Origin of the sequence: Nitrospira sp. (genome assembly GCA_005116745.1) — a bacterium.
Lineage (GTDB): Bacteria > Nitrospirota > Nitrospiria > Nitrospirales > Nitrospiraceae > Nitrospira_D.
In genome coordinates this window covers 936124-951308 of record SWDS01000006.1, presented here as the reverse complement: position 1 = coordinate 951308, position 15185 = coordinate 936124, and the positions used below count along the sequence as shown (strand labels likewise).

The 15185-nt window shown below is 56.0% G+C and carries 16 protein-coding genes and 1 pseudogene; 7 read left to right on the top strand and 10 right to left on the bottom strand.

Annotated features, from left to right (window positions below; genetic code table 11):
* The first annotated feature begins 10 nt into the window (after nucleotides 1-10).
* Nucleotides 11-625: a thiamine phosphate synthase gene (thiE, locus tag E8D52_10360; GenBank protein ID TKB69474.1), complete on the top strand. Its 615-nt coding sequence runs from the start codon at nucleotides 11-13 to the stop codon at nucleotides 623-625.
* On the opposite strand, the gene bioD is transcribed toward thiE, so the two are convergent.
* The 4 genes from bioD to E8D52_10340 form a co-directional block, all read right to left on the bottom strand.
* Nucleotides 576-1430 (bottom strand): dethiobiotin synthase, encoded by an 855-nt coding sequence (bioD, locus tag E8D52_10355; protein TKB69349.1) that lies wholly within the window; start codon nucleotides 1428-1430, stop codon nucleotides 576-578. The genes thiE and bioD overlap by 50 nt on opposite strands.
* The gene (locus E8D52_10350) at nucleotides 1318-2055 is read right to left on the bottom strand and encodes an SDR family oxidoreductase (GenBank protein TKB69348.1); all 738 of its coding nucleotides are present in this window, start codon (nucleotides 2053-2055) and stop codon (nucleotides 1318-1320) included. Before E8D52_10350 ends, bioD begins: the two co-directional genes overlap by 113 nt.
* A gap of 119 nt (nucleotides 2056-2174) precedes the next feature.
* Nucleotides 2175-2501 (bottom strand): type II toxin-antitoxin system PemK/MazF family toxin, encoded by a 327-nt coding sequence (locus E8D52_10345; protein ID TKB69347.1) that lies wholly within the window; start codon nucleotides 2499-2501, stop codon nucleotides 2175-2177.
* Nucleotides 2501-2764 (bottom strand): AbrB/MazE/SpoVT family DNA-binding domain-containing protein, encoded by a 264-nt coding sequence (locus E8D52_10340; protein ID TKB69346.1) that lies wholly within the window; start codon nucleotides 2762-2764, stop codon nucleotides 2501-2503. The genes E8D52_10345 and E8D52_10340 overlap by 1 nt, the downstream gene beginning before the upstream one ends.
* 392 nt (nucleotides 2765-3156) lie before the next feature.
* Here E8D52_10340 and E8D52_10335 point away from each other — a divergent pair, with 392 nt between their 5' ends.
* The 4 genes from E8D52_10335 to E8D52_10320 are packed head-to-tail and all read left to right on the top strand — an operon-like array spanning nucleotide 3157 to nucleotide 6212.
* Complete coding sequence (locus tag E8D52_10335) at nucleotides 3157-3612, top strand: DUF1353 domain-containing protein (GenBank protein TKB69473.1); 456 nt, start codon at nucleotides 3157-3159, stop codon at nucleotides 3610-3612.
* Entirely contained in the window at nucleotides 3609-4613 is a 1005-nt protein-coding gene (locus E8D52_10330; protein ID TKB69345.1) for a caspase family protein, read from the top strand. Before E8D52_10335 ends, E8D52_10330 begins: the two co-directional genes overlap by 4 nt.
* A 13-nt stretch (nucleotides 4614-4626) precedes the next feature.
* Nucleotides 4627-5205, top strand: a complete 579-nt coding sequence (locus E8D52_10325; GenBank protein TKB69344.1) for a hypothetical protein — start codon at nucleotides 4627-4629, stop codon at nucleotides 5203-5205.
* An 8-nt stretch (nucleotides 5206-5213) separates the two neighbouring features.
* Complete coding sequence (locus E8D52_10320; protein TKB69343.1) at nucleotides 5214-6212, top strand: caspase family protein; 999 nt, start codon at nucleotides 5214-5216, stop codon at nucleotides 6210-6212.
* 35 nt (nucleotides 6213-6247) lie between these two features.
* On the opposite strand, the pseudogene E8D52_10315 reads toward E8D52_10320, so the two are convergent.
* The 6 genes and pseudogenes from E8D52_10315 to E8D52_10290 form a co-directional block, all read right to left on the bottom strand.
* A pseudogene (locus tag E8D52_10315) lies at nucleotides 6248-6550 on the bottom strand (IS30 family transposase).
* On the bottom strand, nucleotides 6544-7920 hold the full coding sequence (locus tag E8D52_10310; GenBank protein ID TKB69342.1) for a DUF4347 domain-containing protein: 1377 nt from the start codon (nucleotides 7918-7920) through the stop codon (nucleotides 6544-6546). The pseudogene E8D52_10315 and the gene E8D52_10310 overlap by 7 nt, the downstream one beginning before the upstream one ends.
* Before the next feature lie 331 nt (nucleotides 7921-8251).
* Nucleotides 8252-10393, bottom strand: a complete 2142-nt coding sequence (locus E8D52_10305) for an HlyD family efflux transporter periplasmic adaptor subunit (GenBank protein ID TKB69341.1) — start codon at nucleotides 10391-10393, stop codon at nucleotides 8252-8254.
* A 3-nt stretch (nucleotides 10394-10396) separates the two neighbouring features.
* Complete coding sequence (locus E8D52_10300; GenBank protein ID TKB69340.1) at nucleotides 10397-11764, bottom strand: HlyD family efflux transporter periplasmic adaptor subunit; 1368 nt, start codon at nucleotides 11762-11764, stop codon at nucleotides 10397-10399.
* A gap of 8 nt (nucleotides 11765-11772) precedes the next feature.
* Nucleotides 11773-12552: an efflux RND transporter periplasmic adaptor subunit gene (locus tag E8D52_10295; GenBank protein TKB69339.1), complete on the bottom strand. Its 780-nt coding sequence runs from the start codon at nucleotides 12550-12552 to the stop codon at nucleotides 11773-11775.
* Entirely contained in the window at nucleotides 12530-14104 is a 1575-nt protein-coding gene (locus E8D52_10290) for a TolC family protein (protein ID TKB69338.1), read from the bottom strand. The genes E8D52_10295 and E8D52_10290 overlap by 23 nt, the downstream gene beginning before the upstream one ends.
* Before the next feature lie 383 nt (nucleotides 14105-14487).
* On the opposite strand from E8D52_10290, the gene E8D52_10285 reads away from it, so the two are divergent.
* Nucleotides 14488-14736 carry a hypothetical protein gene (locus E8D52_10285; GenBank protein TKB69337.1) on the top strand — a complete coding sequence of 83 codons (249 nt, stop codon included), beginning with the start codon at nucleotides 14488-14490 and terminating at the stop codon, nucleotides 14734-14736.
* A 70-nt stretch (nucleotides 14737-14806) separates the two neighbouring features.
* On the top strand, nucleotides 14807-15169 hold the full coding sequence (locus E8D52_10280) for a response regulator (protein TKB69336.1): 363 nt from the start codon (nucleotides 14807-14809) through the stop codon (nucleotides 15167-15169).
* The last annotated feature ends 16 nt before the right edge of the window (nucleotides 15170-15185 follow it).

The window sequence follows — 15185 nt, the reverse complement described above, 5'->3', positions numbered from 1 at the left end:
CCTCTATATCATTCTGGATCCGTCGGTCTGTACTGATCGTCCACTAGTAGATGTCCTGAGACTTTCTGCGACGGCTGGTGCCAAGATTGTTCAGTATCGGAACAAGACGGCATCAATGAAGGTCGCGTATGAAGAGGCCTTGCAGCTGAGGAAAGTGGCGCATGAGCTCGGCGTATTGTTCATCGTCAATGATCGATGCGATTTAGCGTTGGCCGTGGATGCGGACGGCGTACATCTTGGTCAGGGAGACGTACCACTCAACCTCGCGCGAAAAATCATGGGGTCTGACAAGCTGATCGGCATTTCGACGCACAATCGAGAGCAAGTGATAGCGGCGACTGCCGGTAGACCGGACTATCTCGGCTTTGGCCCGATTTTCACGCCTGGCTCAAAGCTGGACCATGATCCGGTTGTGGGGATTGTCGGACTGAAGACGATTCGCCAACTGACGCCGCTTCCGATCTTTGCGATTGGTGGGATTATGCTCGATAATGCCGAAGACGTGATACGAGCTGGAGCCAACGGAGTCGCGGTCATCTCTGCAGTGTTGAAGGCCTCAGATGTTGCACAAGCAGTTAACGACTTCGTTGCGAGGCTCTCGATACCAGCTGCGCCAACTTCTTAATGGCCGCGGATCGGGCAAGATGAAGGACGGCTGGTCGGAATCGTCCTGGCAGGCCTGGTTCGAAAGGTAGGGGCCCGAGTACTGGTACACCGGCCTGTTTGTGGAGAATCTCCAGAGTCGTCCGCTCTTGCAGACGAGCTACCGCCGACCGAGCGGACTGTGTTTGGTTGAGGACTAAGGCAACGATGGAGATGTTGTTGCGTCGAAGTGCTTCAATCGTCAGCAACGCATGATTGATCCCTCCGAGCCCAGACCGGCCAACCACGACAACCGGAAGACGCAGGGATTTGATCAGCTCAGTCACACTGATCTTTGGGGTAATCGGCACTCGTACCCCACCAACCCCTTCGACGACCATGCACTCGTAACGGCTGGACAGAAGACGATAGACTTTCTTAATCGTATCTGGATTGATGGAGTGGCCTTGAGCCTGTGCTGCGGCAAGCGGAGCGACCGGTTGAGCAAACGAGTAGGGGCGGATCGCCCCTAAGGGTTCTTCACTTTCAATAATTGCTCGGAGTCTGCCAGCATCGGATTCCATCTCTCGTGTAGGCGACACGCCCGTCTCGATCGGTTTCATCACACCGACCAGGACACCACGCTTTTTGAGATAAAGGGCGAGCGCGGCCGCGACCAATGTCTTCCCAACGCCCGTATCGGTACCGGTGATGAAGATGCCGTCGTTCATATCGCTATAGATGCCTGCTGTCGCAATTCCACACTTGGCCTGATACATCCTTGAGTTGAGCCAAGTGTATGACCGTCCCAACGACTTCTTCAATCGCCGGTGAACGGTGGAGGGCATGATCGAGCCATCCTTTATCTGAGGGGAATATGCCCTCCGTCAAGTCAGTTTTCTGCCATCCAGGCAGCAGGAGATTCACGCGAATATTGTGCGGACCCCATTCTAGCGCGGCTGTTCTGACGAGCCCGATTAGTCCGGCCTTCGATGTCGCATACGCACTCTGGCCGGTCGCCCCGTGGAATCCTGTGTGGGAACCAATCACAATGATGGAGCCTCCTCCACGAGCGAGTAAGACTGGTGCACAGGCTCGCAAACAGTGAAACGTACCGGTGAGATTCGTGGCGATGACGTTATCCCAGATCTCGTCTGCATGGCGCACGAGCAATTCGCTCTGTCCGATGCCAGCGTTGCAGACCAATACTAATGGGCCGGAGGCGCAGGAGGAGAAGCTGTCGACCATGCGTCGAACAGACTCAGACTCCCGAACGTCTGCAGGATAGAGATCGCCATTCCCGCCGGCTTTGACAACCAGTTCCAAGGTTGCGTGCGCTGCCGGTTGGCCTTGATAGTAATGCACGCCAACGTACCACCCGATCTTCCCAAAGGCCTGACTGATCGCGCGACCAATTCCGCCAGAGGCTCCAGTGACGAGGACGGATGGTGTTGGTTTAATCGGGGACGGCATGCCATCGAATTATGCGAGGAGCGATGCACGAAGGCAAGTGGTGGCGAGAACGGAGCGGGGGATACTGGTCGACCTATTTTACAGGGGCGATGGGCTACTGAAGTGTGTCGATACGGCGCTCACGCAAAGAGCGTCGCAACCGTTGCCAGCACTTCGTCCATGATCGATGCCGGCAAGGTATCCACCTTGTGTCCACCGCGTGTGGCGAGATCCAGCGCACGAGGTTGGTCGCAGCGCACAACACCTGTTGTCTTGATGCCGCTAATGGGAACAGCAAAACCGACCCGGCGAGCAAAGTCACCGCCGCGGGTAATGGGCACAATCACAGGATAGGCCGTGAGGCGATTGAATGCCTCTGGGGTCAGGATCAGCACTGGCCGTTGGCCGCGTTGCTCATGCCCCGTTGTCGGCTCAAGATCAACCATGTAAATATCGCCGCGCTTCATCAGATTAGCTCTTTTCCGACAGCCGGTGCGTCGATCCATTCGCGTTCTTCCGCCGGCAGTGGATACACGCCCGCCGCTTCTGCTTCGGCCAGCAGTTCGGCCATTGTGTAACGCGGTCGTGCCGCAGGCTCGACAACGAGGCGGCCGTTATCGATCACGAGGCCGACCGTCGCACCAGCTTGCAGGTGTAGTTGATCAAGGAAGGCAGGTGGCACGGTCAACATAATCGAGCCGCCGACCTTGCGTAGACTGGTTGTGTGCATGAGGCGCCTCTCTTTGTTTAAGTTATATCAAAATATAACCTAAATCGCTTTGATCTGCACGTCATGTTTTGGAAGAATGATGATAGGTCACAGGGTGCCATCTGTGCCATATCCAGCTTCTAGACAGGTTGAACTACGTACGCTACACTCCTCGGCCACCGGTGAACCATGGTCCAGTGTGAAGGAGAGGGGACGGCATGATGCTCAGCAGACGGACGCTACTGCGGTGGTCCGTAGGAGTCGCGGCTGTTCTGGCGGCAGACCTAGAATCGATGACACGAGGACGTCTTTTCCGAACAAGCGACGCCCAAGAACCCAGGCAGCCAGCTCAGAATATGTCGATGGAGACCTGGATGAATGAGTGGATGAGTGTCTCCAAAGCGCCGGGTGGAATGCTCAGGATCTCCAGGTTCCGCGAGCCCATTTATTTTCTCACGGCACCGATCTCTTGGACGCCCAACCCAGGGCAGGAGCGCTATGCAGCGGTGACGGTTCCGAAGGGCTTCGTGACCGACTTTGCCAGCATTCCTAGAATCTTCTGGTCCGCATTGCGTCCCGATGGGGAATATGCCTACGCCGCCGTCGTCCACGACTATCTCTACTGGACTCAGACCCGCTCTCGGGAAGAGGCTGACCAAATTCTCAAGATGGCGATGGAAGATTTCAAGATCAGCGCTTTGACGGTTGGAGCAATGTATAGTGCCGTCCGGGTTGGTGGTGGGTCATCTTGGGATGGCAATGCACAGAAAAAATCTCAGGGTGAAAAGCGCATCCTCGCTAAATTTCCGCAGGACCCACGTATGAAGTGGGAGGATTGGAAGCAACGACCTGGGGTATTTGCTCCATGAGCGAGAGTCTGATGAACATGGGCATGCGATTCTTCCAGAACTTCACTTGGCGAACGAAGTGGTTTCACATGCTCGTTTCGCTTCTCTCCATTCTTACAACGGGGCAATTGGTGGAGGCAGCCGAAGGGAAACGTGTGGCGTTTGTCGTCGGAATTGGAACCTATGACAACCTTTCAGCTGATAAACAGCTCAGGAATGCGGTGAATGATGCAGATGGGGTGTCGGCAAAGCTGACTGAAATCGGATTTCAGGTGACGAAGGCTCCAAATATTACTCGCTCAGACTTCAATGAAAAGTGGCAAACTATCCTCGATCGTCTCGCTAAAGACGACACATTCGTCCTGTATTTTTCCGGGCATGGCGTACAGATCAGCGGGCAGAACTATCTGTTGCCGCGTGATATTAAATTTATTGAATATGGCCGGGACGAGCAGCTGAAGCGAGAGTCGATTAGCCTGAATGAACTGTTGGCCGACTTGTCGTCCGGCGACCGACCCCATCCCCAAAGTTCAGTCGTGATTTTAGATGCCTGTCGGGATAATCCTCTCATCCCGCCTGGCTACAAGAGCGCCTCAACTGCGAGGGGTCTCGCGGGGCTACCGGAATCGGATGGAATATTCGTCATGTATGCGGCGGCCAGTAATCGAACGGCCTTAGATCGGCTCTCCCCCAGTGAGAACGACAAGTACTCAGTCTTCACGCGAACATTGCTGCCCCTCATGGGGCGTAGAGATCTCAGCATCCAGGACCTAAGCGAGGCACTGAAAGATCAGGTATGGAAACTTGCCAAGAGTGTTGGGCGCGAGCAACGGCCGACCTACTACAATGGGATGGTTGGGCGTTTTTGTCTCGCGGGGTGCTTCACCGCGTCCGATCAAGGTTTAGGAAGGTCAAATGAACGACCCATTTCTAACACTCCGTTGCGCCCGGCCACGGAAAATCTAACCCCTTCAAGATCTTGCAACGTGCCAGATCCGCCAATTACATGTCTTTGGCGGTGAATGGAGTAATCTTATGAAGAGATTGTGTGTAGCCTTTGCAGTGATTGCCTTATGCTTCATACCCGCCCTTGCTCTCTCTGCTCTCTCTGATGGCTGTCCTGATACAACATTAAAGAAGGATGATACCTATGAAACCCTTAATGGGGCTTTGCGTTGTCTCTACTCTCGCATATCGGCCTTAGAGCAAAGCCAGCGCACCCCGTCGCCTGGCGGGGGTGGGCCCGCCGCCGCCATCAGCAAAACAACTAGCCACTACACTGTGACAATTCAAAAGCTCTTGCTTACCCAGGACCAGGTGAAGGTAAATTTCAATGTATTAAACAACGGGAAGGATGCCCAAATCACTTTCCTTTCAGCGGCACTCGGCGATAGTCATGGCGAGCAATACCCATATAGATCAGTTCATTCATACAGCACCACAGTGAAATCTAAAGAGAATACCGACAATATATTGTACTTTACGAAGAAAGAGAATGATGGTTCCGACGGTGCGGCGAATTTCTCGTATGATGTCACGATTACGCTCCGGATTGACAATGCGGTGGATCATACCTTTTCCTTCGACAACGTAAAGGCTGCCAACTCAAAATAGCGCCACGAATGGGACCAAGGGGAAGAATACAATGGGTCGCCCATTGCGAAGGCTCCGGTCAAGAGGGCAAGACACAGCCTGGACTCTCTTTCGACTCGTGGGGCGTGGTGGCAGATGACGACGGCTCCCGTTGCCACGCCAGGCACGTAACTGAATCGCACCCCGGTTGTCTTCGTCAGTCGTGTCAGCTCCGACCTGTGCCGCACCAGTTACCCATCAGAATCGAGGCCTGGGAGCATGCCCTCACGGAACGCCACTCAGGCCCCTGCCTATGGACGGTGGTGATGGCAGCGCTCCTGGTAACCATGATCGCATGGCCGACAGCGGCAGCAGAAGGTAAGCGTGTCGCGTTTGTCGTCGGAATTGGAACCTATGACAACCTTTCAGCTGATAAACAGCTCAGGAATGCGGTCAATGATGCGGAGGGTGTGTCGGCCAAGCTGACTGAGATCGGGTTTCAGGTGACGAAGGCGTCTAACCTGACCCGCTCAGCCTTCAATGCCAAGTGGCAAGATGTTCTCAACAGTCTTACCAAAGAAGACACGTTCGTTTTGTTCTTTTCCGGTCATGGCATTCAGTTAGATGATGGGGGGAACTATCTCTTGCCCCGAGACGTCCCATACATAGAGTATGGTCGGAATGAACAACTGAAACGGGAATCTATTAGCCTCAATGAGCTCTTAGCCGACTTGGCTAAAGGCGATCGGCCTCACCCTAAGAGTTCGGTTGTAATCTTAGATGCGTGTAGAGATAACCCACTCATCCCGCCGGGACATAGCAAAAGCGTCTCGGCTCCGAAGGGGCTCGCCAGAGTGCCGGAGTCGGATGGAATCTTTGTCATGTATGCGGCGGCAAGTAACAGGACCGCGCTCGATCGCCTTTCGACAAATGATCCAGTCGAGTACTCTGTATTCACACGAGTCTTACTTTCTCTCTTAGGCAGGTCGGATCTGACTATTCAAGAGTTAACCATCAAGGTCAGGGATGAAGTCGTTCAACTTACCTGAAGTGCACAGCGACCAGCTTATTATGATGGGCGGTTTCAAGTTCCAAGTGCAACGGGTGAATGAAGGCGCCACTGCGCGTAGGCTTCCAAGGGCGTGGCAAAGTCGAGACATTTTCTCGGGCGCGTGTTCAGCCGATGGGCGATGACGTTCAACTCACGTTGCGTGTACCCCGATAAATCGGTGCCCTTGGGCAGGTACTGGCGCAGCAGGCCATTGGTGTTTTCGTTGGTACCACGTTGCCAGGGGCTGTACGGCTCGGCAAAGAAGATCTGAATCGCGAGCCGCTGAGCCAACTGCTCATGCTCGGCCATCTCTTTGCCCCGATCATACGTCAGGGTTTTCCGCTGAGGGTCCCGGTGTCGAAGTTCGTGCTATCCACATCGGCCACCAGCGCGTTGCCGCTTTCAATGACCACCGCTCCAGCCCCCTCGCTGTACGCCCGGCTGTCGCCGCTCAAGCTCGTGATCGTCGACGCATCGTTCACGGTCGTCACGGTGATAGTCGCTGTTCGCGATGTACTACTGGCATTGGTGCTGTCACGGGCCACCACGGTGATCGAGCGGTTGCTCGTGGTCGGTTGGTCGCTCGTGTTGTTATAGAGAATGCCCTGCAAGATCGTCTGATAGGTCGCAGTGCTCGCCGTACCCGTGATCAACAGTACGCCGGTACTCGCCGTATAGCTCACCGTTAAGCCGGCCCCCGAAGCCACCGTCGTCGCCGCCGCGTTGAGGGAGAGCGACTCCACCGCATTGCCATTGGGCCGCGCCGTCAGTGTCACGGTCAAGCGGTTGAGAGTGGCGCTATCCACATCACTCAGCGTCCCCACCGGGGTCATCAGCACCGACGTCTGCTCGGTAAACGCCGTCGTTACATTATTGCCTACCCCACCCGCGTTCAGATCTGCCACCGGCGCGGCGAGCAAGCCAACCCAATTTGCCTGGATCCCGTCGTCCACGGCTATGTGCGTTTCGATAGTCCCGATCTGCGTCTCCAGCACCCAGTCGCCACCCAATGCAGCGAAGCCGGTGGCATCCGTGCTCGCGGCGACGTCGGCGCCAGTCAACTGACTCAGCAACATGGCCGCCTCTTGCCCGGCCTGGCCTTCGGCGAAGTCGCAACCGTAGACCAGAATGTCGGCCTGCCCTGACAGCGCCTGTTGGATGATGGCGAGTTCGTCGGCGTACTGACCCGACATCGACTCCGTAGTCAAGGTGCCCGTGCCGAGTTGGAGTTCTCCCTCGCCGCCGTGCGAGATCAGATGGATCGCATCGATCCCTGTGCGACCGGCCAGTGCGCTCGCCATCTGTTCCACGCCATCCTGCTCACCATCGAGCATGATGACTGCGATATTCGGGTCCATGCCGCTCAGGAGCTCCTGATAATTCTGGACGGTGGGATCAACGAAGACAATCTCTGTCCTGGACTCGCCAGGGTTATAGGTCGTAATGGCTTGAAGCAGTTCTTGCGACTCATTCTCGACCGCGGTTGGCTCTCCACCGCCTTCTGCGGACACCACCGACTCGGCCTGCTCCTGCGCGACTTGTTCTTGATTGACTTCAGCTGCTGTGGCCGCTGCTGCTGCATCGAACATGAGGCGGGATTCGAGGGAGAGCAGGGATGCCTTGACTCGGGAGGTGCCCGGAGCCTTTGGAGCTGGCTTCGGCCTGTTATTCTGCTGTGGCGCTGTGCGTTTTTTTTGTCTGAACATGCGTAGGCCCCCTCTGCTACTGCAATACCCTGTCAGGTCTTCATCGGCTCATTCCGTTCAATGCTGGAGATCCTTTTGAAACCGTGCAGGTTTTTTGTCCAGTACAGGGAAGGTAGCGATGGGAAGAAGGCGCCTTAACCACCACTAACGGGCTGAAAGAGGCTCGTGACGATATTGTGAGGGTACCGATTGTGGCTCGATGACAAAAATCGGCATCAAAGCTCTGATCGGTCAAGATCTGCTCTTCTGTAACTGAAACGGGAGAGTACGATTTCTGACTATCCCGTGAAGGAACCCAAGCCGATCCGCCTAGCACGATCTCGTCTGTATTCTAGAACCCGCTTTCTCTCACGACAGTGGCAACCACTTGATCCCATGCCCGTTGTGCGAGGCTCGATGGTTGGCCCTCGATCTGAACATGGCCGGCGAGGATGTGGTTTGGAGACGTCTTCGCGTCGTCCAGACTCAGCCGCACACGATACACGGAGACTTCCGGCTTGAGCCGTCCCTTGTCGTCTTTTCGCACCGGGACATCGCCACCATAGACTGAGGCGAGATAGGGCACCATGAACTCGCGCTCGTCCACCTCCGCAATCTGCGTCACATGGGCTTCGACCGACGGCCTGGTAAGATCCAACGGGACGAATCGTGCCGGCTGTCCCACGGTAACATAAGCTAACTCGTCGACCGGGACGAAGCTTTCTATTTCCACCTGCCGATCGTCGACGAGATAGGCAATGGGGAGTTTCTGATCGATCCATCGCCCGACGGTGAGGGAATCCGCTCGATCGCGTACCACCCCGGTGATGGGTGCCCGCAAAGTGAGATTGTCCCGTTTGGCCTCCAGCCCCGTCAGTTCGGCAAGCCCGGCTCGCAGTGATTCTCCAATGACCTGTCGCTGATCGCGATCTTGGCCGTAGCCGGCCATCCGGCCAAGCCGATAGTCCCATTTCGCAACTTTCGTCTCGGCCAGCCGGACTTCCTTTTCCAACAACGGATTCTCGAGGACCACGAGGGCATCCCCTGCCTTCACCACCTGCCCATCGCGCACCAACACCTGCTGCAGCCGCCCCGGGGTCGGTGCGAAAATGGTCGTGTACGATGACGCTTGCAGGACGGCCGGAACCGAGACGCTCGTGTGCAATGGAATGAGCGTGGAGGCCACGACGACTCCAAAACCGGCCGCTGTCATCCACGTCCGTGGTGAGGCCGCATACAGCGTTCGACTCCCCCACCACACGGTCAGTTCCCGATAAATCGGCATGGCGATGAACCACGCGATCTCAACCAGGAAGAGCAGGATGCCGAGGGCTTTAAAGAAGTAGTGGTAGACCATCACCGCGATCCCGGTGAACAGGATGAGCCGATAGAGCCAGATCGCCCAGGCGTACACCACCATAGTGTGCCGCACCCCTAGGGAGACCGTTTCTGGAGGTGGACTCTGCTGGCCGAACAGCAGGCTCCGCAATCGCCATTGTCCGAAGGCAAACGCCCGATCTTGTAGATTCGGAAGGCCTAATCCATCGGCGAGGAGATAGTACCCGTCGAACCGCATCAACGGATTTAAGTTGACGATCAAACTCATCGCCAAACTGGTCGTCGCCACGATAAAGGCAATACTCCGTGCCGTCCCTTCCGGCAAGAAGCCCCAGCAAAAGAGCGCCAGTGCAGCCAATCCCAGCTCAGCGATGACCCCACCGGCTGCGATGAGGAGTCGCTTCCGTTTGGACGTCAGGCGGTACGAATCGGTCACGTCCGAGTACATGACCGGCATCATGACCATAAACGCCACGCCCATGGTCGGGACCCGGCACCCGAACCTGGTCGCCGTATAGGCATGGCCGAGTTCGTGCACGACCTTCACCACCCCGAGCGTAAGACTATAGAGGATGGCCCCTCGCCAGTTGAAGAAATAGAGAAAGGTTGAGACAAACGTATCCCATTGACGGCCGACCAAGATCAGCCCGAAAAGTCCCAGGACACCAAAGGTCCACCCGACCACTGCGGTATAGAGCGGCTCCACGAACGGGAGCGTCGCCTTCAGAAAATTGTGCGGATGCACAAGCGGAATCTTGATGAAGAGATAATGATGGACCACCCACATCAACCAGTTGTGTTCACCGGCTTGGGCCTGAGTCTGGTAATCCGTGTGCTTCCCGCTTGCGGACTGCTCCGTCAAATTATTCGCATAGAGAAACTTCACCAGATCTTCGACATCCGCGATGGTCGTGTGGCAGGTCGTGTCCTTCGTCATCGCGGCATGGAGCTTCTCGATGGTTCCTGCGCTCCAACGTTGGATCATCTGATAGACCGGCCACTCGATCTGGAAATACCGATTGCGAATTGGATCGACGATGGTCCAGGTCGGCACCCCATCAGGCGTGGGGGTCCCACGGTTGAATTGCAGATTTGGTCGGAGGGTCGGCAGCTTTCGTTCTTGTGGCTTGGCGTCCGGAGCTCCAGGGGGACTCATGGTTTACCAGCCTATCCATTGCCGAAGCGCCGTGATCGGGCGGCGAAGGAGCAGATAGGCCAGCGGCCCTTGCTCCCCGTAGACCTTGGCCGTCCCTTGCCATCCGATTCGAATGCGGGGATCCGATGTGGCGAGCTGTGCCGTCACTCGGTACGCCAACACATCGCCCGGCAAAACCTCGGCGTGGTAACTGGCATGCACCACGGTCGCAGGAAACGATTCCAGTGCGAGCGCGTTGAGGAAGATCAGCGCCTCAGCTCCTTCTTTGAGCACAATGGCATCGGCCACCGGCAGATCGATACGCAGTTCGATCTGTCTGGGATCGGCGATCTCCATGATCCGCTCACCGACGGTGACCGGCCGGCCGATCCAATCAGACTTATCTGAATAGAGCAGCAACCCGGCTTGAGGGGCGATGACTTCGACCTGATCGAGCATTTCCTTCGCGTACTGTAATTCGGTTTGTCGGAGATCAACCTCCGCTTCCTTCAACGGCACCTCGGCCTTCCGCTGTGAATCACCAAATCCCGCTTGAATCGACTGGCTCTGCTCCGCCCGTGCGACGGTCAATTGTTTTTCCGCAATAAGGAATTGGTTGCGTAGCGTCGTGTCTTCGTAGCGAAATAATGCCGTGCCGGCTTGCACGGTTTGGTTGGGATGCACACGCATGTCGGCAATCACCCCGTCGATGGGGGCGCTCACGATAATGGGATCTTTGGCCATCACTTTGACCGGGGCCACGGATGAAATTCTGATCGGAAAGCACAGCGCAGCCACGATGGCGATGGGAATCAACCACCAGGTCGGCTTCTTGATCTGCTTCGACCAACTTCGCTCCTTCTTCGAGAGAGCCTTCCACGCATAGGCATAGCTCCCCGCCAACCGATGGACGATGGCCACATCGTTCTCTGCCCACGGGAAGTCCCGCTCGAACCACCACACTCCTAGCAAGGTTTCGTCAGGATGTTGTAACGGACACCAAAAGACTTGCCCCTTGACGAATTCCCGCCAGCCACTGCGGAGTGATTCCGGCAGCAACTCTTCCGTCACGACCATCGGTTGCTCACTCGTGGCCCCAGCTCGGCGCAGCGCCTGCACCGCCTGTTCAAGCCACACGATCACCGGGGCATCGCGATCCACAACGGCGACGCTTGCTGCGTTCAGCAGACGATAGGCCTCGTCGGTTGCGCCGGAGTTGCTGAGCAGAAATGCCTGATCGTAGGGAATCAACCGTCTGGTCTCGTTGACGGAGAGAAACTGCAGTTCTTGGATCGTTTTGGCCGCCCGGATCTGCCCCTCCAAGTGCGTCAGGGCCGCCAGATGAATCAGTGCCGGAAGCTGCTGCGCGGTTGGTTCGGCTGTCGTGGCCATTATGCTCCCTACGGTTGCTCTGCAAACTGCGCGGATCCGCTCATACCAGCCAACACTTCCGTCGGCAATTTCTCGAACGCCCCTATGACCTTGATGGTCTGACTGGCAGCATCCACCGATGCCCCGATTTCTTTGACCCTTGCCGGATAACTGCGTCGAGTCTCATCCACCACAAAGGTAAACGCCGACTTGCGTTGAAGCCAGGACAGCGAAGCAGACGGGAGTACGAGTTCAATTTCCAAGCTGCTATCGTCTAACAGACTGATCAACTTGTCGTTGGGAAAGACATTCTCATGCTCATTGACCATGACACTGACGACTCGCCCTCCAAATGGAGCGACAATCTGGCATCCTTTCACATTGATCCCGACGACGCGCACCGATGCCGACGCCTTTTTCGCGTCAGCCGCTGAGGTCTCGAGATCCAGCTTGCTCACGGCATTGAGTTTCTCAAGCTCCAGGTTGTTTTTATACACTTTGTCTTTAGACTCATATTCAGCCTGAGCGACAGCTAATTCCGCCTGATATTTGTCACAGTCGATCTGCACCAGCGTGTGTCCCTTTCCGAAGCGTTGCCCTTCCTTGTATGGAAGCATGCTGACACGGCCCTGGACTTGGGCATATAAGATCGCCTGGGCCGCCGCTTTGACGATTCCCCGTGCGACGCCATGCTCGGACCGTAGTGCAGGCCCCCCTTGCTCACCCCTCGGCCATCCCGTCGAAGGGATGATGGCCATGGCAACCAGAAGCACTAATACCATCTCTCTAGTGCGCCACGGGTGTCGCATGGGCTGCCGACCTCCTTTCCGTTTCCGACATCGAAAAGCCGCTGGGTTCCCAATACTTCTTGATCGACTCAGCTAATTCCGCAAGACTTTGCTGCCCCATGCTGGCGGGAACTGCTTCTTCCCCTAAGGATGCCATCAAGGTTGCATAGGCCGTTTCCAACCCTGACCGTGCGGTGTCCAGTCGCACATCCGCCGCGACATCGTTGGCTTGTTCTCGGATCAAGGTGAGATCATTCGTCCGTTGCGTGAGCCATAACTTTTTGGTGTGCTCAGCAATAGCCGCCTGTGTCCGCTGGTAATTCCCGGCATCCTGGTATTCCTGCTTGGCGAGTACGAACTGGGTCGCACCCACATGCACCTCCGTCAGAATCGAGAGACTCAGAGCCAGACTTTGGACGTCCAGCAGCTGTCCATTGGCATCGATCGCTTTGAGTTTGGCCGGCGTGCGAAATACTGAGAGTAAATTCCAACTCACTTGCGCCGCATAGGTTAGCCAGTTCTGATACAGCAGGAAATTGTTGCTGTTGTAGTACCCGCCAAACGAGAGTTTCATGCTGGGAAAGAGTTCCAGGAATACCGCTTTGACTTCTTTGGCATTAATCCGTTTCTTGTAGTCGATGGCGCGGAGTTCTGGTCTGAGCAAGAGCGCCTGCTCCTCCATCTTTTGACTATCGAGGTTCACCATCGGCATCGCGGTCTCCCGCGGCGGAATGACTAGATCGAACATGGTTCCAGGCGGCAAGCCCATCATTGAGGCCAGTTGTGTCTTCGCGGTACTCAGTTCCCGAACGAGTCGCCGGACTTCTCGTTGGATATTGAGCAAATCCCGCTGATAGTTGAGTGGCGTCAATGGCGCTTGAAGCTTCTGATCGACGATCCGCTGTGTGCTCCCCAATGCCCTCTCGACTGAATCATTGAGAAATTGAACCCTCGGAAGCACCCGTTCCGCGCTCACGGCTCGCCAGTACGCACTTCTGACGTCCTGAACCAGCCGAACCGCGATGCGCCGCTTTTCCTCCTCGGCAATCATCACATTGTCGGCCGCCTGTTGCGCACGTATAAACGACAAGCCGAAATCCAGCACATCCCAACTCAAGGCAAGATTCCCCGACGTCACATTCTTTTCAGAAGAAGTGAACGGCTCAATCGCCTGACGCCCGGTGATGATCGATTGTCCGACACCGCCGGCGAAGTTATTGCGGCCATCGAAACCGGCATTGGCCGAGACATGAGGGAGCAAGGAATAGTGCGCGATATTGAGCTGTTGATGCGCCAGCTGCACTTGTATGGTTTTGACTTTTGCGTCCAAGTTATACTTCAACGCCCGCGCGACCGCCTCATAGAGATTGATCGGCCCCACTACTGGTTCTTCAACTGATGAAATCGCGTGAAAATCTTTCACCACCCGCGCCTTTACGTCTTCCTTGTTCAATGCATGGGGTTTGACAAGGCACCCGCTCAGTGAGAACAGAGCCACCAACGCCATGGCCGCCCAGCTCGCGGTACGACCCGCCCCAACGTGCACATGTGGGCACATAGTGATGCCTGCCACAGAGGACCTCGATCTCCTATCGACTATGGGTATCCAGTGATGGTATCGGCTAAGTGGTGGACAAACTTGATCCAACCGAAGAGATTGGAGCTGAACTGCGTTTATCTATTGAGGAACCAGCTACAGGGGCAGAAACAACTGGCACGGCAAGGCTTTCACCGGTCTCTGCATGGAGGTCACCTTTCTCAGGAAATCGTTACGGTATGGTTTAGGACGCATCGAGATCTCTAGCCCCTAAGGCATTGACAAGTAAGCGGTTCATCGACTACTCGTCTCACAACTCCCACCTTCCGAGTTACCCCATCCGAGTCTACTCATTCTCGTGGATTTCGATACCTTTCTCTCATGGCACACGTTCCATCACTTCTAACCAGGAGAACATCATGACGAAGTGCACCCGTTGCCAAGGTCTCATGATCGAGGATTACTGCTTGGATTTTGAAGGCACCCATGGCCATATGTGGGCCACGGCACACCGCTGCATGAACTGTGGAAACGTCCACGATTCCGTCATCGAGCAGCACCGTCTCGCCAAACCACAACCGGCGCTCGTGCTCGCTAGCAGTGCGCACGATTACGAGGCCGATGATTGCGACGAGGATATCCAACCCGCCGCCCTGCGAGCAGCATGATGCCGTCTATCGGATTGGAAGTTGCCTTGAGCCGGCTATCTACCATTCTACGCGCGAGAGGATGTGAGCCATGGCTTCTATCTTGATCGTTGAGGATGACGCGCCGGTTCGGGCCTTGTTGCGGGATATTCTTGAGGAAGATGGCCATCACATTCGTGAGGCCGAGAACGGCCAAATTGGCCTGACGCTCTATCGTGACTCACCCGCCGATCTCGTGATCACGGACATTTTGATGCCGGAGCGGGATGGGATGGAAGTGACACTCGCACTGACACAGGAATTTCTAGATGCTCGGGTCATCGCCATGACCGGCGCCACCGGCGATCAGAACTTCCTCAACATCGCGAAACTCTTCGGCGCGCGGCGCGTCATTCAGAAACCCTTTACCCCTGACCTCATTCGTCGAGTTGTACGGTTCACGCTCGACCATTAGCCAGGCTACTGAGATG

Bases quoted from the DNA above. Each gene is read 5' to 3' on its own strand.
- bioD (TKB69349.1), bottom strand. From the start codon at position 1,430: ATGCCCTCCACCGTTCACCGGCGATTGAAGAAGTCGTTGGGACGGTCA.
- E8D52_10350 (TKB69348.1), bottom strand. From the start codon at position 2,055: ATGCCGTCCCCGATTAAACCAACACCATCCGTCCTCGTCACTGGAGCC.
- E8D52_10345 (TKB69347.1), bottom strand. From the start codon at position 2,501: ATGAAGCGCGGCGATATTTACATGGTTGATCTTGAGCCGACAACGGGG.
- E8D52_10340 (TKB69346.1), bottom strand. From the start codon at position 2,764: ATGCACACAACCAGTCTACGCAAGGTCGGCGGCTCGATTATGTTGACC.
- E8D52_10335 (TKB69473.1), top strand. From the start codon at position 3,157: ATGCTCAGGATCTCCAGGTTCCGCGAGCCCATTTATTTTCTCACGGCA.
- E8D52_10330 (TKB69345.1), top strand. From the start codon at position 3,609: ATGAGCGAGAGTCTGATGAACATGGGCATGCGATTCTTCCAGAACTTC.
- E8D52_10325 (TKB69344.1), top strand. From the start codon at position 4,627: ATGAAGAGATTGTGTGTAGCCTTTGCAGTGATTGCCTTATGCTTCATA.
- E8D52_10320 (TKB69343.1), top strand. From the start codon at position 5,214: ATGGGACCAAGGGGAAGAATACAATGGGTCGCCCATTGCGAAGGCTCC.
- E8D52_10310 (TKB69342.1), bottom strand. From the start codon at position 7,920: ATGTTCAGACAAAAAAAACGCACAGCGCCACAGCAGAATAACAGGCCG.
- E8D52_10305 (TKB69341.1), bottom strand. From the start codon at position 10,393: ATGAGTCCCCCTGGAGCTCCGGACGCCAAGCCACAAGAACGAAAGCTG.
- E8D52_10300 (TKB69340.1), bottom strand. From the start codon at position 11,764: ATGGCCACGACAGCCGAACCAACCGCGCAGCAGCTTCCGGCACTGATT.
- E8D52_10295 (TKB69339.1), bottom strand. From the start codon at position 12,552: ATGCGACACCCGTGGCGCACTAGAGAGATGGTATTAGTGCTTCTGGTT.
- E8D52_10285 (TKB69337.1), top strand. From the start codon at position 14,488: ATGACGAAGTGCACCCGTTGCCAAGGTCTCATGATCGAGGATTACTGC.
- E8D52_10280 (TKB69336.1), top strand. From the start codon at position 14,807: ATGGCTTCTATCTTGATCGTTGAGGATGACGCGCCGGTTCGGGCCTTG.